Annotated in this window: 15 protein-coding genes; 11 read left to right on the top strand and 4 right to left on the bottom strand. The window is 63.5% G+C overall.

The genetic code is table 11. The features are described 5' to 3' along the window. The first annotated feature begins 2 nt into the window (after positions 1–2). The 4 genes from J2X24_RS09240 to J2X24_RS09225 are packed head-to-tail and all read left to right on the top strand — an operon-like array spanning position 3 to position 5,255. Positions 3–1,241: a family 43 glycosylhydrolase gene (locus J2X24_RS09240; RefSeq protein ID WP_209719975.1), complete on the top strand. Its 1,239-nt coding sequence runs from the start codon at positions 3–5 to the stop codon at positions 1,239–1,241. A 13-nt stretch (positions 1,242–1,254) separates the two neighbouring features. Then, positions 1,255–2,166 carry a rhamnogalacturonan acetylesterase gene (locus tag J2X24_RS09235; protein ID WP_209719972.1) on the top strand — a complete coding sequence of 304 codons (912 nt, stop codon included), beginning with the start codon at positions 1,255–1,257 and terminating at the stop codon, positions 2,164–2,166. A 57-nt stretch (positions 2,167–2,223) separates the two neighbouring features. Beyond that, positions 2,224–3,714 carry a glycerol kinase GlpK gene (glpK, locus tag J2X24_RS09230; RefSeq protein ID WP_209719969.1) on the top strand — a complete coding sequence of 497 codons (1,491 nt, stop codon included), beginning with the start codon at positions 2,224–2,226 and terminating at the stop codon, positions 3,712–3,714. Continuing rightward, on the top strand, positions 3,711–5,255 hold the full coding sequence (locus J2X24_RS09225) for a glycerol-3-phosphate dehydrogenase/oxidase (protein WP_209719966.1): 1,545 nt from the start codon (positions 3,711–3,713) through the stop codon (positions 5,253–5,255). The genes glpK and J2X24_RS09225 overlap by 4 nt, the downstream gene beginning before the upstream one ends. Here J2X24_RS09225 and J2X24_RS09220 read toward each other — a convergent pair. The 3 genes from J2X24_RS09220 to J2X24_RS09210 are packed head-to-tail and all read right to left on the bottom strand — an operon-like array spanning position 5,252 to position 9,290. Then, positions 5,252–6,979 carry an ATP-binding protein gene (locus J2X24_RS09220; RefSeq protein WP_209719963.1) on the bottom strand — a complete coding sequence of 576 codons (1,728 nt, stop codon included), beginning with the start codon at positions 6,977–6,979 and terminating at the stop codon, positions 5,252–5,254. The two genes, J2X24_RS09225 and J2X24_RS09220, sit on opposite strands and share 4 nt — an antisense overlap. Beyond that, positions 6,976–7,503 (bottom strand): YfiR family protein, encoded by a 528-nt coding sequence (locus J2X24_RS09215; protein ID WP_209719960.1) that lies wholly within the window; start codon positions 7,501–7,503, stop codon positions 6,976–6,978. The genes J2X24_RS09220 and J2X24_RS09215 overlap by 4 nt, the downstream gene beginning before the upstream one ends. Before the next feature lie 2 nt (positions 7,504–7,505). Next, on the bottom strand, positions 7,506–9,290 hold the full coding sequence (locus tag J2X24_RS09210) for a TOL_0244 family TonB-dependent receptor (RefSeq protein WP_209719957.1): 1,785 nt from the start codon (positions 9,288–9,290) through the stop codon (positions 7,506–7,508). A 304-nt stretch (positions 9,291–9,594) separates the two neighbouring features. On the opposite strand from J2X24_RS09210, the gene J2X24_RS09205 reads away from it, so the two are divergent. From J2X24_RS09205 to J2X24_RS09185, 5 genes are all read left to right on the top strand, one after another. After that, positions 9,595–11,742 carry an alpha-glucuronidase family glycosyl hydrolase gene (locus J2X24_RS09205; protein WP_209719954.1) on the top strand — a complete coding sequence of 716 codons (2,148 nt, stop codon included), beginning with the start codon at positions 9,595–9,597 and terminating at the stop codon, positions 11,740–11,742. A 121-nt stretch (positions 11,743–11,863) separates the two neighbouring features. Then, positions 11,864–12,634: a FadR/GntR family transcriptional regulator gene (locus J2X24_RS09200; RefSeq protein WP_209719952.1), complete on the top strand. Its 771-nt coding sequence runs from the start codon at positions 11,864–11,866 to the stop codon at positions 12,632–12,634. 104 nt (positions 12,635–12,738) lie between these two features. Next, a complete protein-coding gene (locus J2X24_RS09195) occupies positions 12,739–13,551 on the top strand; it encodes an alpha/beta fold hydrolase (protein ID WP_281064942.1) in 813 nt (270 codons plus the stop codon). Further along, a complete protein-coding gene (locus J2X24_RS09190; protein WP_209719946.1) occupies positions 13,551–15,947 on the top strand; it encodes a PAS domain S-box protein in 2,397 nt (798 codons plus the stop codon). The genes J2X24_RS09195 and J2X24_RS09190 overlap by 1 nt, the downstream gene beginning before the upstream one ends. Before the next feature lie 8 nt (positions 15,948–15,955). Beyond that, complete coding sequence (locus J2X24_RS09185) at positions 15,956–16,384, top strand: response regulator transcription factor (protein WP_209719943.1); 429 nt, start codon at positions 15,956–15,958, stop codon at positions 16,382–16,384. A 15-nt stretch (positions 16,385–16,399) separates the two neighbouring features. Here J2X24_RS09185 and J2X24_RS09180 read toward each other — a convergent pair whose 3' ends face one another. Then, entirely contained in the window at positions 16,400–16,813 is a 414-nt protein-coding gene (locus tag J2X24_RS09180; protein WP_209719940.1) for an RrF2 family transcriptional regulator, read from the bottom strand. Positions 16,814–16,967: 154 nt separating this feature from the next. On the opposite strand from J2X24_RS09180, the gene J2X24_RS09175 reads away from it, so the two are divergent. Both J2X24_RS09175 and J2X24_RS09170 read left to right on the top strand, forming a co-directional pair. Then, positions 16,968–18,014 carry a substrate-binding domain-containing protein gene (locus J2X24_RS09175; RefSeq protein WP_209719937.1) on the top strand — a complete coding sequence of 349 codons (1,047 nt, stop codon included), beginning with the start codon at positions 16,968–16,970 and terminating at the stop codon, positions 18,012–18,014. 179 nt (positions 18,015–18,193) lie between these two features. Continuing rightward, positions 18,194–19,336 (top strand): aminotransferase, encoded by a 1,143-nt coding sequence (locus J2X24_RS09170; RefSeq protein ID WP_209719934.1) that lies wholly within the window; start codon positions 18,194–18,196, stop codon positions 19,334–19,336. Position 19,337: the final 1 nt, after the last annotated feature.

The following is a 19,337-nucleotide window of genomic DNA, read 5'->3' as shown; positions in this document are numbered from 1 at the left end:
ACATGAATCGCCGTCAATTGCTGGGAGGACTGGCGCTGGCCGGTCTCATCATCCCGTCGCTGGGCCGGGCGCAATCGGTCTACGCGACCTATCCGACGCCGGGCACGCCGCGCCTGGCGAATCCGGACAATAGCCGCCGTATCGTGCCCGCGCCGGCCAAGAACTACTGGCCGTTTTCCGGCGTCAACGGCGCCGGCGCCCCGGTAACCAGGGATAGCCAGACCGGCGGCTGGGTCTCCAACCTGTCGGAAGTGCGCTACAAAGGACCGGTGCCGCGCGCATATCCGACCGCGGCCTGGGACAATGCCGATAGCGGCTCGGCGGTAACGAGCGGCCTGTTGCCAGCCATCCGCCCCATCTGGGACACGCACATCCGCGACACCATCATCTGCGTTGGCGGCGATGGCTGGTACTATATGACCGGCTCGACCGGCGACAATATCTGGGCTTTCAACGACGGCATCGAGCTGTGGCGGTCGCGCGACCTCGACCGCTGGGACTATATGGGCCTGGTCTGGAGCATAGAGCGCGATGGCAAGTGGGAGAAGAACTGGACGATGCGCCAGGGCGTGCCCTTCCGCGCCATCTGGGCGCCGGAAATCCACTATATTGCCGGCAACTACTACCTTTGCCATTGCATCAGTGGCGTCGGGATTGGCGTGCTGAAAAGCACTTCCGGAAAAGCGGAAGGGCCCTATGTCCATGTCATTTCCGATGAGCCCATCCAGGGCGGCATCGACTCGACCTTGTTCGCCGATGACGATGGCAAAATCTACCTGTCCTATGGCGGCGGCGAGGTTTTGCGCCAGATCAAGCCGGACTTCTCCGGCTTTGCCGGCGACTGGCAGCCTGTGGTCTTTGTCGATCCCGACCTCAATCCTGACACCCATTACAAGAAGGACGAAAAGTCGCTGCGGCAGCTGGGCTTTGAAGGCGCAGCATTCTTCAAGGCCAATGGCAGATATTATCTGGCCGCCTGCGACTTCTACTACGGCCGCTATTCCTTCATGTTCGCCACCTCGGATAAATTGCATGGTCCCTATCGCGGCCGCCACGAAGGTCCGGCCGGCGCCGGTGGTGGCAATGTCTTCCGCGACCGCAGAGGCCAGTGGTGGCAGACCTTCTTCGGCAATGACGACCAGATGCCGTTCCGCGAAAAGCCTGCCCTTATCGCTATTGACTTCGACGCCGACGGCAAGGTGAAGGCCAGCGCCAAACAACCCTTCGCACCATTCGCCTGACCGGGAGACCACTATGAAACGCCTTGCCCTTACCGCCCTGCTGGCCATCCTGGCCACCCCCGCCCTGGCTCAGACGACACCGGCCGCACCCGTCTTGACAGAGGCCGAGGCCCGGGCCCAGGTCAAGAAAATCACCGCCAAGAAGGTCATTCTGGTCGGTGACTCGACCGTCGCCGTCCTCGGCGGCTGGGGCCCGAGCTTCTGCGGCCATCACTTAAGCTCGTTCGTCGCCTGCGTGAACCTCGCTCGCGGTGGCCGTTCAAGCTTCAACTACCGCGCCGAAGGCTCATGGGACATCGCGCTCGCTGAAATGAAGTCCGGCGGCTTTGCCCAGACCTATGTACTGATCCAGTTCGGTCATAACGATCAGCCAGGCAAGCCCGGCCGCTCGACCGATCTTGTCATCGAGTTTCCGCAAAACCTGAAGCGTTACGTCGAAGAGGTGCGGGCGACCGGTGCAATTCCGGTCCTGGTCACGCCCCTGACGCGCCGCGGCTTTGAAAACGGCAGGCTTCAGGACGATCTCGCGCCATGGGCCGAAGCAACGCGCAAGGTGGCGTCTGAGATGAATGTGCCCTTGGTCGATCTCTATGCCCGTTCGCAGGAAGCCGTGAAGGCCGCCGGCCCCGTCGGTTCCATGGCCTATGCTCAGAAGCCACCATCGCCGCAGGTGCTTGAAGCCGGCAAGACCGGCACGACCATCCCGGCGCAGACGGGCGTAGCGCCGGCGCCCAATGCGACACCGCTAACCGAAGCTCAAATCCGCGATGCCACCGAACCCATGGGCCAGGCCAAGCTCAGCTTCGACTACACCCATGTCGGCCGCAACGGCGCCGATGTCTTTGCGGCTCTGGTCACGCGCGAACTGGCCAAGGTGGTGCCGGATCTGCGCCGCGACCTGATCGCCCAAGGGCCTACTCAGTGATTTGACTACGGCCGGCAATCTCTCCAAACTCGCTTTGCCTGATGCGGAGAGATTGCCATGCCGGAATATATCCTTGCCTTCGATCAGGGCACGACCTCCAGCCGCGCCATCGTCTTCGACCGTGACGGCAATATCTGTCGCGTGGCGCAAAAGGAGTTCCGCCAGATTTTTCCGCAACCGGGCCTCGTCGAGCACGATGCCCGCGAAATCTGGAGCACCCAGATTGGTGTTGCCGGCGAGGCCCTGGCCGGGGCCGGCCTGAAGGCATCCGACATCGCTGCCATCGGCGTCACCAATCAGCGCGAAACGACCGTCATCTGGGACCGCGCCACGGGTAAGCCGATCCACAATGCCATCGTCTGGCAGGACCGGCGCACCGCGGCCGATTGCGAAGCCTTGCGCGCCGCTGGTCATGAGCCGACCTTTCAGACAAAAACCGGCCTGCTGCTCGATTCCTATTTCAGCGGCACCAAGGTGCGCTGGCTGCTCGACAATATCGAAGGCGCGCGCGAAAAGGCCGAATGTGGTGAACTGGCCTTTGGTACGATCGATAGCTGGCTGGTATGGAACCTGACCGGCGGCGAGCTGCATATCACCGATGCCTCGAATGCCAGCCGCACCCTGATGTACGACATCCACACCGGGCAATGGGATGACGAACTGCTTCGTATACTGAATGTGCCACGCAGCCTGTTGCCCGAGGTCCGCGCCAATAGCGAGGTCTATGGCCGGACGGCCGAGGGCTTGCTGGGGGCGCGCATCCCGATTGCCGGCATGGCGGGGGATCAGCAGGCGGCGACCTTCGGCCAGATATGTACGCAACGCGGCATGGCCAAGAACACCTATGGCACCGGCTGCTTCATGCTGATGAACACGGCTAATGAGGCTGTGCCGAGCCGCAATAAGCTGTTGACGACGCTGGCCTGGGAGATGGGCGAAAAGCGGACCTATGCGCTGGAAGGTTCGGTGTTTATCGCCGGCGCGGCTGTGCAATGGCTGCGCGATGGCTTGGGCATCATCCGATCGTCTTCCGAAATCGAGCCTCTGGCGCGGTCGGTTGAAGCCTCTGACGGCGTCTATTTCGTTCCGGCCTTTGTCGGCCTGGGCACGCCGCACTGGGACCCGCACGCGCGCGGCACACTTTTGGGCCTGACGCGCGGATCGACGAAGGCGCATATCGCTCGCGCCACGCTCGAAGCCGTGGCCTTCCAGTCGGCCGAGGTGCTGGAGGCCATGCAGGCCGACAGTGGCATCGCTTTACAGGAACTGCGCGTCGATGGCGGCGGTAGCGCCAATAACCTGACCATGCAGTTCCAGGCCGATATCCTGGGTGTGCCGGTGGTGCGGCCGAAGATCATCGAAACGACGGCGCTGGGCGCCGCCTATCTGGCCGGCTTGGCCGTTGGTTACTGGGACTCGCCCGATTCCCTGGCCAGCCAGTGGCAGGTCGATCGCAGGTTCGAGCCCAATATGGGCGTTGATGAACGCACCGAGCGCATGAGCCGCTGGCGCGAAGCCGTGCGCCGCAGCGCGGGCTGGGCGCAGTGAACGATCCACGTAGCGAAATCCTTGCGGCCGCGACGGCTGATCGGGTCTGGGACGTCGTCGTTATCGGCGGCGGGGCCTCGGGTCTGGCCACCGCTCTGGAAGCCGCAACGCGTGGCGCTTCGACACTTTTGCTCGAAGCGCACGACTACGCCAAGGGCACCAGCAGCCGCTCGACCAAGCTGGTCCACGGCGGTGTGCGTTATCTGGCGCAAGGCAATGTCCGGCTGGTCATGGAGTCGCTGCACGAACGCGGCGTCCTCAAGCGCAATGCGCCGCACCTGGTACGCGACCTCGGCTTTCTGGTCGCCGCCTATCAGGCGTGGCGGCTGCCGTTTTATGCCACGGGCCTGAAGCTCTATGACCTCCTGGCCGGGACCCTCAATCTGCGCTCCAGCCGGATACTCGACCGCAAGGCAGCGCTGGCCCATATGAGTACTCTGAAGCCCGACGGATTGCTGGGCGGCGTGCTTTATTTCGACGCCCAGTTCGACGACAGCCGGCTGGCGATTACGCTTATGCGCTCGTTCGAAGACGCCGGTGGTGTTGCGCTCAATGCCGCGCCGGTGACGCAGTTGATCAAGACCGATGGCCGCGTCACCGGCGTGCAGTTTAGCGACGCCGAAACCGGACAAACGTATGCGGTTCGCGCTCGTGTCGTCATCAACGCGACCGGCATTTTTGCGGATACAGTGCGCCACCTCGACGACGCAAATGCTGCTCCTCTGCTGTCGCCCAGCCAGGGCGTGCACATTGTCGTCGGCCGCGAGTTTCTGCCGGGCGACGCAGCGCTGATGGTCCCGCGCACCGAAGACGGCCGTGTCCTGTTCGCCGTCCCTTGGCATGGCCGCACCCTGATCGGTACGACCGATACCGCGATGTCCGATATCGCGCTGGAGCCGAGGCCGCTGCACCAGGAAATCGACTTTATCCTGCGTACGGCCGCGGCCTATTTGCGGCCCGCGCCGACACGCAGCGATGTGCTGAGCGTCTTTGCCGGGCTGCGGCCGCTGGTTCGCGACCCGAACGCAAAGGACAGCAAGACGCTGGCGCGCGACCACGTCATCGTCGTGTCGGACAGCGGCCTTGTCACGCTCACCGGCGGCAAGTGGACGACCTGCCGGCGCATGGGCCAGGATGTCGTCGATCGTGCCGCCAAAGGAGCCGGTCTGACGCTTATGCCCAGCCGAACGGAACACTTGCATATGCACGGCTGGACGACGACGGCCGATGACGACCACTGGCGCGCCTATGGCGCCGATGCGTCGCGGATACGGGCGCTGCCGGGCGCCGCGGCCCTGCTGCATCCGGGCCTGCCCTATGTCGAAGCGGAGGTGTATTGGGCCGTGCGTCATGAACAGGCACGCACAGTCGAAGATGTGCTGGCGCGGCGGCTGCGCATGCTGTTTCTCGACGCCAATGCTGCGATAAATGCCGCACCTCGCGTGGCGGAACTCATGGCGGTAGAACTCGGCCGCGACCCTGCCTGGCAGGCCGGACAGGTTCAGGCGTTTACCGAGTTGGCACAGTTCTACCAGCTCTAGCGTTCGACCAGCGCGTCCAACTCCTGTTCCAGCTGGGAGATGGTGAACGGCTTTGAAATCAGGTTGGTGCCGGCGTCCAGCACGCCGTTATGCACAATGGCGTTTTGGGTATAGCCGGTCATGTACAGTACGCGCACCGACGGTTTGCGTTTTTGTACGGCATCGGCCAGTTCGCGGCCGCTGCGTCCCGGCATGACCACATCGGTCAGCAGGATGTCCACGCGAGCATTGTCCTCGACGATCTTCAAAGCCTGATCGGCGTCGGAAGCGCTCATCACGTCGTACCCCAGCTCGGCCAGGGCGGCGGCGGCAAAATCACGCACCCCTGCTTCGTCATCAACGACCAGGACGGTCTGGCTGCGCCGGTCGTCCGGGTCCTTAAGCGTCGGTTCGGACTGAGTCGAAACGACGGAGACTTCCTTGCTGCGCGGCAGATAGAGCTTGATTGTCGTACCAACGCCGACTTCGCTGTGCAGGCTGATATGGCCGCCCGACTGCTTGACGAAGCCGTGAACCTGGCTGAGACCGAGTCCGGTCCCAAGCCCCGCCGGCTTGGTGGTGAAGAAGGGCTCGAACACGCGCTCCAGCATTTCCGGCGGTATGCCCGTGCCCGTGTCGGTGACGGCGATCAGTACGTATTGGCCGGGCGCCACCTCGTCCTGCGTCCCGGCATAGTCGCTGTCGAGATAGGCGTTTGAGGTTTCGATCGTCAGCTTGCCGCCGCCAGGCATGGCGTCGCGCGCATTGACGGCCAGGTTGACGAGGGCGGTTTCCAGCTGGCCGGCATCGACGTGTGCCTGCCAAAGGCCAACGGCACGGATGGCTTCGATCGAGATGGTTTCACCCAGTGTCCGGCCCAGCAGTTCAGACATGTCGGCGACCGACCGGCCGACATCGGTCGCCTTTGGGTCGAGAGGCTGGCGGCGGGAAAAGGCGAGCAGTCTCTGGGTCAGGGTGGCGGCGCGTTTTGCTGCGTCCTGAGAGCCCGCAACAAAGCGCAGCATTTTCGGATCGGCGTCGGGATAGCGGCGTACGAACAGATCGAGATTGCCGATGATCACCGCCAGCATATTGTTGAAATCGTGCGCGATTCCACCCGTCAGCCGGCCGACGGCCTCCATCTTCTGGCTTTGGCGCAACGCGGCCTCGGCGCGCTGGCGCTCTATCATCTCGGCCTTGAGATTGGCATTGCCGCGCGCCAGTGCCCGGGCGTCGAAGGCCATGACCGCCAGCATCAGCGACGCCATCAGCACCAGCAGGCCGGCGCCGCTGTAGCGCACGATACGGGTCAGGAGACTATCGGTCTGGACGCGGAAATAGACGGTGCCCAGCTTGACGCCGTTCTCCACGACGGGCGCCCGCACGGCGGTGACGCCGCGCATGTCCTGCGCATCGAGTTGCGCCAGTTGGCTGGGTATGTTTTCGCCGCCGTAATGCGCCACAAGGCGGCCGTCTTCGTCGAAGACAGCGACGGCTTCGATATCGGGATTGGCCCGCAGCGCGGTTGTATAGCGTCCGACCTCGTCGACCTCGTCAAAGGCCAGGGCGGCCGAAACCGAGTCGGCCAGGACGCGCGCCTGGACGGTCGCTGCCTGGCGAATCTGGGTCTGGTGACGGCTTTCGGTATAGAGGGCCAGGGCGATGCTGGTCAGGACGAGCAGCAGCAGGCTTAAGCTGACGATCAGGCTGCGGCGATGCGACAGGAAGGACAGGAGGGCGTTCATGGCCGTCCCTTCGCGGGGTGCACCGACAGGGCCAAGCTCAGCAGCTTGGAACTGACTGTAAGGCCGCTGGCTTCGGTGGCCGCCTGGTCGATGCGAAAGCGGACCTTGCCCTGATGGAGGGTGAAGTTGACCATGCCCGCCGCCTGGCTGCCGTCGGTCACGGTGAGAACCGGATGGCCTTCGGCGGCGCGCAAGGTTGCGGCCACCTGCTGCGCGGTGCCGCCGGCATAGGCGATCTCGCAGGTGTCGGGTGCCGTCAGGGTCGCGGTGCGCGTGACGGCGAAGGGCCGGCCGTCATAGGCCTGTCCCGCGACGGCTTTGTCGAGCAACGGTCCGAACGGATCGGGTCCGACGACGCAGATGGTGAAGGGGCCGGCGGAGTCGTCCGCGGGCCATTCGACGAACGGCGCAAGCTTGTAGAGATAGGTCGCCTTGACGGCCGTTTCGAGTTGCGACGGCTGGGCCTGGGCCGGCGCCGCCACCACGACGGCCAGACAGGCCAGTAAGATGCGGCGCCCCGCCATGGTCAGAACCCGTAACGCAGCGAGACGAAAACCGACCTGCCGATATAGCGGGGTTCAGCGGATGACGGATCATAGACCTCCAAATGGCGCGGATTGAGCAAGTTGGCGCCATTCAGCGACAGTTCGAGATTGTCGCGCAGGCGCCAGCCGGCGCGCAGGTTCAGTTCGGTATATCCCGGCACCGGCGCCGTATCGATGGCTCCGACCGACCGCAGCCAGACGTCCAGTTCCACCGTGTCGGTTATGTTCCATTCTGACCGGATCTGCGCCTGATAGGACGGGTCCTGGCCGAAGACGGTTCCATAGATATCGAAGGCATAGCCCGGTTTCAGCTCGAAATCCTTGTGCAGCAGGTTGAAGCCGGCGCTGATGCGCCACCCCGGCGCCATTTCGTACCGGGTCCAGCCTTCCAGGCCGTAGGTCGTCCCCCTGGCGCCGTTTTCAATCACGAACGGAAGGATGGTAACCGGGGTGATACCACCCGTGCGAAGGTCGTCGTACCAGTTATAGAAGGCCGACAGTGAATAGGACATCCGTTCCATCGGCTGGGCACGCCAGCCGGCTTCAAGGGCGGTCAAGGTTTCCGAACTGTAGTCAGGCGAGGGCACCAGGAAGCCATCGGCCTCGAGCTCGCGTTCGATCCTGTTGGGCGTCCGCACCGCGCGGGACAGCGCCGCCCAGGCCAGGCTGTTGCCATTGGGCCGCCAGGCGATGCGCGCATTGGGCAGCCAGTCGAAACCGGAATAGGAGTTGTATTCCGCCTTGATGCCCAGCGTCAGGTTGACATTGGACCTGAGCGCGATCTCGTCCTGGACGAACACCGAGCCGAGCGCGATGGTCGTCTCCGGATCGGCGAAGTGGAACATGTTGTAGGAGGTGAAGCTTTCCCACCAGTTGCGCAGTTCCCCACCCCAGACGATACGATGCCGCCCTTTTTGCGCCAGGGCGTACTGGACATCGAGATTGAGGGTGTAGCGGCTTTCGCGGACCGTGGGGCTGTCGCTTTCGTTATGGTCGAAATATCCCGCGACGGTCAGGGTTGAGCCGCTGTCGAGCTGCCGCGACCAGTCGGCGTTGAGGTCGTAGCCACTGAAATCGCCGCCGCCATCGCGGATCGCATTGCTGTAGGCATTGCCTCTCACCGACCAGCGATGTGTGCCGTATTCACTGTCGATGCGAAAGCCGCCATTGACGCCGTGAACGGAGTCGGTCGGCGCACCGGCGGCGACCGCTTCTGTTTCGCCGACCCGGAAGCCGTCCGCGAACACCCGGTAGCTGGTGGTTTCCGACAGTTTTCCGCCGTACCCCAGGGTGAGGCTGCGCTTGTAGACCCCCGCAGAGGCGCGGGCCACGAAGCCCTGGGTCGAGGCGGCGTCGCGCGTGATGACATTGATGACGCCGTTGACCGCGTTGGCGCCCCACATGGTGCCACCCGGACCGCTGATGACCTCGATGCGCGCGATATTGTCGGGTGCGACATTGACCTGGGGCCACGGAATCCCGGATCCGATCGGTTCGTAGACGCTGCGGCCGTCGATCAGGACCAGCAGCTTGTTGGCGGTTTCCGGTGAATTGAAACCGCGCGCCGTGACGGTCCAGTTATAGGCGTTGATGCGCGCAACTTCGAGATTGGGCGCCAGGCGCAGGATTTCCGGCAGGCTGGTGACGCCCAGACGGCGGATGTCCTCGGCGGTGATGATAAAGACGGCGGCCGGCGCTTCGCTCAGGGCTTCGGGCCGCTTTGATACCGAAGTGACTTCAAGGCCGGCGAGATCCTCGATCGACATGTTGCGCAGATCATCGATAGACGGAGGCGCAGCATCGGCATGGGCGGCAGTGGCGCTCAGCCATGCGCAGCCGATAACAGGAAGGACTTCGCAGCGAAACAGTGTGCGAAGCGACGCGCGTGACGATTTCGGCCCCATTCTGTCTATATTACGGTGAGAATATAAGGAATCGATGCGATTCCACTCTAAGCTATTGCTGTGCCGTTTGAAACCGTGATTTGATATCGCTAACACGACGCTTGATCTGACCAATTTTGCCGCTATGGTCTGACACGCCGGAATAAGAACATTTTGGGAGGCTTTCATGCGGTTTCGTTCCCTGGCCGGGCTGTGCCTGGCCGTGTCGCTGGTGTCCGGAGCGCCCGCCCTGGCCGAGGACGGCTATGACCTGTGGCTGCGCTACCGCCCGGTCGAAGCGGACGCCCAGGCGCGTTACAGGCCGCTGGCGACGGCGATTGTCGGCGGGGAAGGCGCGACGATCGACGTCGCCGAGGCGGAATTGCAGCGCGGATTGAAGGGCCTTCTGGGCGCGGATGTGCCGGTCGGTGACGGGCTGACCGACGGCGCCATCGTGCTGGGGACGCCGGCTGGCTCCGCGACGGTCCGCGACCTGAACCTGCCGCTGGCGAAACTTGGCAAGGAAGGTTTCCTGATCCGCACGGCGACGGTCGGCGGACACAGCGTTACGGTTATCGCCGGCAACAGCGATGTCGGTGTGCTTTATGGCGCCTTCCGCTATCTGAGCCTGATCCAGACGCGCCAGGATGTGGCAAGGCTCGACACGGCCGATGCGCCGAAGCTGCAGGTGCGCGTGCTCAACCACTGGGACAATCTCGACGGCCATGTCGAGCGCGGCTATGCCGGGGACTCGATCTGGGACTGGTGGCGGCTGCCCGACCTGGTCGATCCGCGCTATGCCGACTATGCCCGCGCCAATGCGTCGGTCGGCATTAATGGCGCCGTGCTCAACAACGTCAATTCCAAGGCGATCAGCCTGACCGCGCCCTACCTGGCCAAGACGGCGGCGGTGGCCAATGTGCTGCGCCCCTACGGCATGAAGGTTTATCTGTCTGCGCGGTTTTCAGCGCCGCTCGAACTCAAGGGCTGTCCGACCGCCGACCCGCTCGACCCTTGCGTCAAGGCATGGTGGAAGACCAAGGCCGATGAGATCTACGCCACCATTCCTGATTTCGGCGGCTTTCTGGTCAAGGCCAATTCCGAAGGCCAGCCGGGCCCCGGCGATTACAAGCGCAGCCACGCCGAAGGCGCCAACATGCTGGCCGAGGCGCTTAAAGCCCACGGCGGCATCGTCATGTGGCGCGCCTTTATCTATTCCGAACACGACGCCGACGATCGCGCCAAGCAGGCCTATACCGAGCTTCAGCCGCTGGACGGGACCTTCGCGCCGAACGTCCTGCTGCAGATCAAGAACGGCGCCATCGACTTCCAGCCGCGCGAACCCTTCCATCCCCTATTCGGCGCCATGCCGAAGACCAACCAGATGCTGGAAGTGCAACTGACCAAGGAATATCTCGGCCAGGCGACGCACCTTGTCTATTCCACGGCGCTCTACGAAGAAGTGCTCGACGCCGATACCCATCAGGGCAAGGGTAAAAGCAAGCGCATGACCGTCGCCGATGTGCTGGAAGCGACGCCGCTCACCGGTATGGCGGGCGTGGCGAATATCGGCGACGACCGCGACTGGACGGGATCGGACTTCAATCAGGCCGACTGGTACGGTTTCGGCCGGCTGGCATGGAATCCGGACGCGTCCAGCCGGGATATCGCCGTTGACTGGACGAAGATGACCTGGACCAACGACCCGGCCTTTGTCGCGCCGGTAGTCGACATGATGATGGCGTCGCGTGAGACGGTGGTGAAGTACATGACGCCGCTGGGCCTGCATCATCAGATGGCGACGGGCCATCACTATGGACCGGGACCGTGGGTGTGCGACCTCAGCCGCCCTGAGTGGAACCCGTGCTACTACGCCAAGGCCGATGCCAATGGTATCGGTTTCGACCGGACGAAAACCGGCAGCAATGCCATCGCGCAGTACGCGCCGGGTGCCGCCAAACAATGGCTCGATCCGAAAAAGATCGATTCAAAGGACCTTCTCTGGTTCCACCATGTGCCGTGGACGTGGAAAATGCCGGATGGCCGCACGCTGTGGGACAACCTGGTCGTCACCTATGGCACAGGTGTGAAGGAGGTCGGTGGGATGCGGCGGACGTGGACGGGGTTGCAAACTCATGTCGACCCGGAGCGTTTCCGCGCCGTGTCGTCGAACCTGGTCATCCAGGAAAAGGAAGCGAAGTGGTGGCGCGACGCCTCGATCGCCTGGTTCCGCTCCAAATCGAAGCTGCCCCTGCCGGCGGGCGAGGCGGAGCCGGAAAAGCCGTTGGAATACTACATGTCGCTGGAATTCCCGTATGCACCGGGCCGGGGGTAATGAAAAGGCAACTGGCCTGACCACCTTGCCATTGATACGACAAATCGATTAGATAGGTCTCATCCGGCGGGATTCGGGACCTCGCCGGCAAACTTACGGTCGTCGTCCCGGCTTTGATGTCATGCACCTAACGTCCAACAAGACTGTCCGCCTCTATCGTCGCGTTGCCGACGAACTCGTCGAAGCCATCCGCAACGGGACCTATGCGGTGGGCGACAAGCTGCCGGCGGAACGCGAACTGGCTGAAACCTTCGAAGTCAGCCGGCCGACCGTCCGCGAAGCCATGATCGCCCTGGAAATCTATGGCGTCGTCGAAATCCGCCATGGCTCCGGCATCTATGTCATCGAGCCCGAAGTCACCGGCGGCAGCAGCGAGTCGGGCTCCCCGCGCGACCTCGACGTCGGCGCCTTCGAACTGATCGAGGCTCGGATCATCATCGAAGGCGAAACCGCCGCGGTTGCCGCCGCCGCCGTCACGGACGCCGACATCGCCGCGCTCGAGGCCCTGATCGAACGCATGGTCAAGGGCAATGAGACAGAGTGCGAGCAGGCCGACCGCGAATTTCATGACTATCTGGCGGGCATTACCGACAACAGCGCGCTTATCGACACCATCGACCACCTGTGGGACCTGCGCACGCGGTCTCCACTCGCGTCTCAGATCATGACGCGCGCCCAGGGCGGCGGCCGTGAGGCGCGCATTGACGAGCACCGCCGGATCGTCAAGGCCCTGGCCAGCCGCGACCCGTCGGCGGCGCGCGCCGCCATGCGCCATCACCTGGAGCAGGTGCGCGAATATCTGCTGGTGGCGACCGAAACGGCGGAAATGGAAACCCTTCGCCAGAAGCTGCGCGACAAGCGCAACGCCCTGTCCCGGCGAACGGGATATTAGGAGAAGGATGGCAATCGTTTGCATTGGACGACGCCTTCGCGCCGTTTTAAGACGATCATAACCCTGACGTGGCAGGATGCGCTGAATCTCTCGGTGTATTGCTTATGTCTGTCCTCAAACGAAATGCCGTAAATATAAGCGGTTCCGGCGACCGGCCGATTGTGTTTCTCCATGGCTATGGTTGTGATCAGACCATGTGGCGCCACATCGCCAGGCACTTCGAGGCCAGTCGCAAGGTTGTGACTTTCGATCACGTTGGCTCAGGCAAGTCCGACCGTCATGTCTATGACCGCGCCCGCTACGCCACGCTGCACGCCTATGCCGACGATTTTATCGAGATTCTGGAGGCTGGCGAACTGACCGGCGTCGATGCCATCGGTCACAGCGTCGGCGGCATGATCACGCTGCTGGCCGCCGGCAAGCGCCCCGACCTGTTCAACCGCATCATGATGCTGGGCTCGTCACCCTGCTACCTCAACCTTGGCGGCTACCAGGGCGGCTTCGATCGCGAGGGTATCGAGGAACTGCTGGCTTTTCTGGAAATGTCGCTGCAGGGTTGGTCCTCCTATCTGGCGCCTCTTGTCATGGCCAATGCCGACCGGCCGGAACTGACCGCCGAGCTGGAGAATTACTTCGTCAGCAACGACCCGGACATCATGCACGATTTCGCCAGGGTCATCTTCCTGTCGGACCATCGCGCCGACCTGGCCGCCGTCACGACGCCGGCCCTGATCATGCAGTGCCGCGACGACATTATTTCGCCACCGCAGGTCGGCGAATTCATGCAGGCCCAGATCCGCGGTAGTGACCGCGTCCTGCTTAACACCCAGGGCCATTACCCGCATCTCAGCGACCCAGATGCCGTGCGTGAAGCCATGATCGCCTGGCTGGGTGAAGCCGCGCAAAAGGCCGCCTGATGGATCTGAAGGCTGCTGTCCGCGCTGGTGAGGCCGCGACGTCGGCCGAATTGTTCGAGCTGAGCCCCTGCGGCCTGGTCGTCTGCGATGATGCCGGCCGGATCATCCGGGCCAATGCCAGTTTTTGTGAAATGACCGGCCTGGACCCCGCGGCATTGAAGGAAGCCAATATTGGCAGCCTTCTGACCCGCGCCTCCTTCTTTATTTACAAGGCGCGCGTTGCCCCCCAACTTGCCTTGACGGGGAGCGTCCAGGAAGTCTCGCTGGACCTGAAGCTCGCCGACGGCCAGAGCCTTGCGGTCCTCTTAAGCGCCCGCCAGGCTCCTGCCGAGGGTGCGACCGTTCTTACCCATATCGCGCTGTTTCCGGCGCGCGAACGCCGGTTGTTCGAACAGGAGCAGCTCAAGGCCCGCCGTGAGCTGCGCCAGTACCGCGATTACCTGCAGATGGCCGAAAAGCTGGCCAATGTCGGCCACTGGTCGTACGCCCTGGCCACCGGAGACATCCAATGGTCGCCGGAAGTCTACGTCATCTATGGGCAGGATCCGCAGATGAAGGCGCCACCGCTCAACGATGTCGTGGCCCTGTATCACCCGGACGACCGCGACATGGCCCGGCAGGCGATGGACAGTGCCCTGGCGGATGGCGGCAGCTTCACCTATCGCGCCCGTATCGTGCGTGGCGATGACATCGGCATCGTTCAGGTGCACGGCATTTGCGAGCGTGCCCCCGGCGGTGAGGTCACCGGCCTGTTCGGTATCTGCCGCGATGTGACCAACTTTATCCGAAATCAGGAACGGCTGGAGCAGAGCGAGGCACGCTACCGGCTATTGGCGGACGAATCGAATGATATCATCACGATCTTCGATCTTTCCGGATGCATTGAATATATCTCCCCGGCCGTCAAAAAGATCCTGGGCTACGAACCCGATGACCTGGTCGGCCGAAATGTCCGGGACGTCATCCATCGCGACGACTGCGACGCAACCTTTGCCGCTTACAGCGCTTATGTGCGCAACAAGAACTGGGACGAGGGCCTGCGTGTCCGGTATCGCGCCGTGCACAAGGATGGTCATGTCATATGGGCGGAGGCGCATCCGTCGCCCATCCTCGACGAGGCGGGCGAACGGGTCGTCGCCTTTCAGGACGTGGTGCGCGATATTTCGCACCAGAAGGCGACCGAAGACGCCCTGGCCCAGGCCAGTATCGAGGCCAATGCCGCCGCCGAGGCCAAGGCGCAGTTCCTGGCCAATATGAGCCACGAACTGCGCACCCCGCTGACCAGCATTATTGGCTTTTCAGCCCTTCTGCGCGATCTCCTGGCCGGCAATGACGATCTGCGCCGCCACAGCCAGCGCATCCATTCGGCGGGGCAGGGGCTGCTGAATCTGATCAACGACATTCTCGATCACTCGAAGCTGGAAGCCGGCCAGCTTGAACTGGACCTGGCGCCGGCGTCGGTGGCCGATATCGCGGCGGACGTGGTCGATCTTCTGTCGCTCCAGGCTGGAAACAAGGGACTGACGCTGACGGTCGAGGGCGCCGATGGCCTGGCGCCCCAGGCGCTGATCGACGACGGACGCCTGCATCAGGTCTTGCTGAACCTGGTTGGCAATGCCGTCAAGTTCACCGAAACCGGCGGAGTCACCATCAGCCTGTCTCAGAGCCGTTTGCCGGACGGTGACCGCCTGCGCGTCAGCGTGCGCGATACCGGTCCCGGCATTTCGGAGGCCGGAAAGGCGCGGCTGTTCGAGCGCTTCAGCCAGGTCGATCGCAGCGCCCATGATATGCCGGGCGGGACGGGCCTGGGCCTGTCGATCTGCAAGCAGCTGGTCGAACTAATGAGCGGAACGATCGGCGTCAACAGCGCGCCGGGCGAAGGGGCCGAATTCTGGTTCGAAATTCCCTTGCCCGACATGAATCTGCTGCATGCGGCGCCCGTGACGGTTCCGCACCGGCCCGGCCGTATCCTGGTGGTTGACGACCAGGATGCCGTGACGGACCTGCTGGTCAACCTGCTGACCCCCTACGGCCACGACATCGATGTGGCCATTAACGGCTATGATGGTGTTCAGGCCAGCCAGCGCGCGCCTTACGACCTGATCCTGATGGATATCAACATGCCGGTCATGGATGGCTTCGCCGCCACCCGGTCCATCCGCAGCGGCTGCCCGTTCAACGCCGACGTTCCGATCCTGGGCCTGACGGCGGCGGGCGGGGAGGCCCGCCTGCAGGCGTGTCTGTCGGCCGGCATGAACGCCATGCTGGCCAAACCCGTTATGCCGTCCGCCTTGCTCAACGCCGTGGCGCTCTGGCTCAACGTTCCGGCAGGGACGGCTTTCGATCCGACAGCGGCCATCCGCATGGCCAGTGAAACCAAATACAAGACTGCTTGAGGTCCCAAATGACTGAACCCCGCCGCATCCTGGTCGTTGAAGACAATCCCGATATCGCCGAACTGGTGGCGATCCGCCTGGGTCTGGCCGGGTACAATACCTGCAAGGCCAAGGACGCCGATACCGCCATGCGGCTGGTCGGCGAGTTCAAGCCGCACGGCATCCTGCTGGACATCGGCCTGCCGGGACGCGACGGCTTCTCTTTCTTGCAGGGGCTGAAGGCGACCGTGCCTTATCAGAATATTCCGGTGCTGATGCTGACCGCGCGCCAGGCGATGGGGGATATCCAGATGGCGATGAGCCTGGGCGCCAAGGACTATGTCGCCAAGCCGTTCGACGACCACAAGCTTTTGTTCCGCATCGCCCGCATGTTGGGCGATCAGGTCGCCAAGCCGACGGCCAAGGAACGCACCTATGTCTGGGGCAACCGGTCTTAAGGCGTGGCGGAAAGTCTAGATCGGGAACGGCCTGGCCAGGGTAGAGCCTTCCAGCACGCGCGCCATGGCGTCGCGCGCCGCGACCAGGATAGTGCGCAGCGAGCAGTCGTCCGGGGTCGGGCAGTCCTCGCACTGTGCATAGGCGGTGCGGCTGGCGCAGGTCGTCAGCGCCAGGGGGCCATCGGTCAGGCGGATCAGGTCGGCGATGGAAATCAGGTCGGCCGGCTTGGCCAGGGTATAGCCGCCGCTGCGGCCGCGGCGCGAGGTGAGAAGGCCTTCGCGGCGGAGATCGAGCAATATGCCTTCAAGAAAGTGTTGCGGCGCCTTGATGCGGCTGGCCAGCTCACCGGCCTGCAGGCTGGTTTCCGGTCCGCAGCGGGCTAATTCCTGCATCACACGTATAGTATATTTGGCGCGCTGGGACAGCATGTCTGGTTTGTTCCCCTGGTCACGGGGCAACGATAAGGCAACTGATCCAGCAGCACAAGCAAGCGGTGATTTTTTCTCAACCGTGCACGCAGAAATTTTCGCACGATAAATCTACACTTAAATGATAGGAATATCCGCCACCCGGAGATTTCCCATGACGTTTACCAGTAAGGCCGCCGCACCCGCCAATGTTCCGCTGGTCTGGTATGCGCGCTGCCCGACCCTGACCGCCACGGGACTGGTCGCCAATCGCGGCGTGTTCCAGCGCGAGTTCCTGCGTGAAAATGTGCGGATGGTCTCGGTAAGGGAGACCGATACGCCGTCGGTGCGTCAGGGCCATCTCGACCATAGCCTGTCCAACCTGATCCGCGAAGCCGACGCCGCCACCGCCTTGTGGGCGCATGGGCTGAACGGCCGCTCGCGCCTGATCGCGCTTGGCGAAACCTGGCATTCGGTCAGCGTCGTCACGCGTCCGAAGACGCCCGTATCCAATTTGCGCGACCTCATCGGACGCCGCCTGTCCCTGCCGAAGGAGGCGGGCAATTTCTCGCCGGCTCAGGTGCGATCCTTGCGCGCCTGGGACACCGTGTTGCGGGTCAGCGGCGTCTCGCTGCACGATATCGAATTTGCCCCGGTTGTCGCCGATCATCCGTCCGTGCCATTCGGCGACATCGCCCGCCGCGAGGTCGAGGCCCTGCTGGGCGGGCATACGGACGTGGCCATCCTGTTCGGCGCCAAGGGACTGGAACTGGCGCGTTCGGCGCACCTGCACGAGGTTCATCGCTTCACCGCCGACGAGATCCGCAAGCAACCCAAGCTGGCCGGCCTGGTGGAACTGCGCGCGGTGACGGCGGACGAGCCCTTCATCGAGGCCAATCCGGACGTGGTGGCGCGCATCCTCAACAACCTGCTCCAGGCGGCGCCGTGGGCGGAAAGCTTTCCGAAGGAGGCGCTGCGCCACGTCGCCATCGAGGGCAAGGTCGAGGAAGGCGATGCCGCCGCCGCCTACGGCGCGCACCTGGCCGATGGCGCGCGCCTTGGGCTCGAGCCCGACCGCCGGCAAAAACTGGCGGACCTGCAGGCTTGGCTGAAGACTCGGCACCTGGTGCCTGACGAGCACGACATCGCGGCCTGGCTGCGGCCGGATATTCTTGAGAATGCCCAACAGCGTTCGAAGGCGCCCAGGCGAATCCCGGCCTGACCCTGCCTTCGATCTGAACGGGATGCGAGGTAATCGCATCCCGTTCAGATTTTTTGCTTGCGTAATGTTTTGCCAAAACCGCTGCACACTTTTTGGCACATTGCTCATCTCGAAGCGCGCCGCCAGCCCCGGCCGCTTCGGGTCTTTTTTGTCATGGCTACGCCTGCTACAGGATGGGAATGAACCCTGTATTCGCCGGATTGAAGACCAGCATCTTCGAAGTCATGTCGCTCGAAGCGCGGGCGCGCGGCGCGATCAATCTCGGCCAGGGCTTTCCCGAAAGCGACGGCTTCCCGGAGGTGCGTCAGGCCGCTGCCGTTGCCCTGATGGAACAGTCCAACCAGTATGCGCCGATGCGCGGTCTGCCCGTGCTGCGGCAAGCGGTGGCGGACTTCTATGCGCGCACGCAGGGGCTGACGCTCGATCCGGAGCATAATGTCCTAATCACCTCGGGCGCCACCGAAGGTTTAAGCGCCGCGATCCTGTCATTGGTCACACCGGGCGACGAGGTCGTGGTCTTCGAGCCGATGTATGACGCCTACCTGCCGCTGATTCGCCGCGCCGGCGGCGTGCCGCGCATCGTCCAACTGCAGCCACCGCACTGGACCTTTAGCGAAGCCGATCTTGAAGCCGCTTTCAGTGAGCGGACGCGGCTGGTCCTGATCACCACGCCCAACAATCCGACCACCCATGCGCTCGACCGCGATGAACTGGAACTGCTGCAGCGGTTTTGCGTGCGGCACGACGCATGGCTGGTAAGTGACGAGGTCTGGGAGCAGATCGTTTTCGGCCAGCCGCACCTGAGCGCCCTGCATCTGCCACACCTGGCGAAACGCACACTCAAGATCGGGTCGGCGGGCAAGATCTTCTCGCTCACCGGCTGGAAGGTCGGCTTTGTCTGCGGTCCGCAAGTCCTGGTCGACCAGGTCGCCCGGGCCCACCAGTTCATCACCTTTGCGACACCGCCGGCCCTGCAGCATGGCGTCGCTTTCGGACTGGGCTTGCCACCGGAGCGCTTCGCCGCCGCCCTGGCCGAGCTCGAGGACTTGCGCGATATCCTGGCGTCGCGGCTGACCGATGCGGGGTTCAAAGTCCTGCCGCCCCAGGGCACCTATTTCCTCAATCTCGACCTGACCGCTTCCGGCATAGGAGAAAGCGCGATCGACTATGCCGGCCGGCTGGTGCGCGACCACGGCGTGGCGGCTATCCCCCTGCCGGCATTCTGCGATGGCGGCCGTGAGCTTTCCGTGCTGCGCCTGTGTTTCGCCAAGTCGCCAGCGACGCTTGAACAGGCGGCCACATTGCTTATTGCCTCACGGTAAT

The organism is Asticcacaulis solisilvae (genome assembly GCF_017875235.1).
In the GTDB taxonomy this organism is placed as follows: Bacteria; Pseudomonadota; Alphaproteobacteria; order Caulobacterales; family Caulobacteraceae; genus Asticcacaulis; species Asticcacaulis solisilvae_A.
This window is presented reverse-complemented; position numbering and strand designations above follow the sequence as displayed.

Coding starts and splice junctions, on each gene's coding strand:
- J2X24_RS09240 (WP_209719975.1), top strand. CDS start 3: ATGAATCGCCGTCAATTGCTGGGAGGACTGGCGCTGGCCGGTCTCATC.
- J2X24_RS09235 (WP_209719972.1), top strand. CDS start 1,255: ATGAAACGCCTTGCCCTTACCGCCCTGCTGGCCATCCTGGCCACCCCC.
- glpK (WP_209719969.1), top strand. CDS start 2,224: ATGCCGGAATATATCCTTGCCTTCGATCAGGGCACGACCTCCAGCCGC.
- J2X24_RS09220 (WP_209719963.1), bottom strand. CDS start 6,979: ATGAACGCCCTCCTGTCCTTCCTGTCGCATCGCCGCAGCCTGATCGTC.
- J2X24_RS09215 (WP_209719960.1), bottom strand. CDS start 7,503: ATGGCGGGGCGCCGCATCTTACTGGCCTGTCTGGCCGTCGTGGTGGCG.
- J2X24_RS09210 (WP_209719957.1), bottom strand. CDS start 9,290: ATGTCGATCGAGGATCTCGCCGGCCTTGAAGTCACTTCGGTATCAAAG.
- J2X24_RS09205 (WP_209719954.1), top strand. CDS start 9,595: ATGCGGTTTCGTTCCCTGGCCGGGCTGTGCCTGGCCGTGTCGCTGGTG.
- J2X24_RS09200 (WP_209719952.1), top strand. CDS start 11,864: ATGCACCTAACGTCCAACAAGACTGTCCGCCTCTATCGTCGCGTTGCC.
- J2X24_RS09195 (WP_281064942.1), top strand. CDS start 12,739: ATGTCTGTCCTCAAACGAAATGCCGTAAATATAAGCGGTTCCGGCGAC.
- J2X24_RS09190 (WP_209719946.1), top strand. CDS start 13,551: ATGGATCTGAAGGCTGCTGTCCGCGCTGGTGAGGCCGCGACGTCGGCC.
- J2X24_RS09185 (WP_209719943.1), top strand. CDS start 15,956: ATGACTGAACCCCGCCGCATCCTGGTCGTTGAAGACAATCCCGATATC.
- J2X24_RS09180 (WP_209719940.1), bottom strand. CDS start 16,813: ATGCTGTCCCAGCGCGCCAAATATACTATACGTGTGATGCAGGAATTA.
- J2X24_RS09175 (WP_209719937.1), top strand. CDS start 16,968: ATGACGTTTACCAGTAAGGCCGCCGCACCCGCCAATGTTCCGCTGGTC.
- J2X24_RS09170 (WP_209719934.1), top strand. CDS start 18,194: ATGAACCCTGTATTCGCCGGATTGAAGACCAGCATCTTCGAAGTCATG.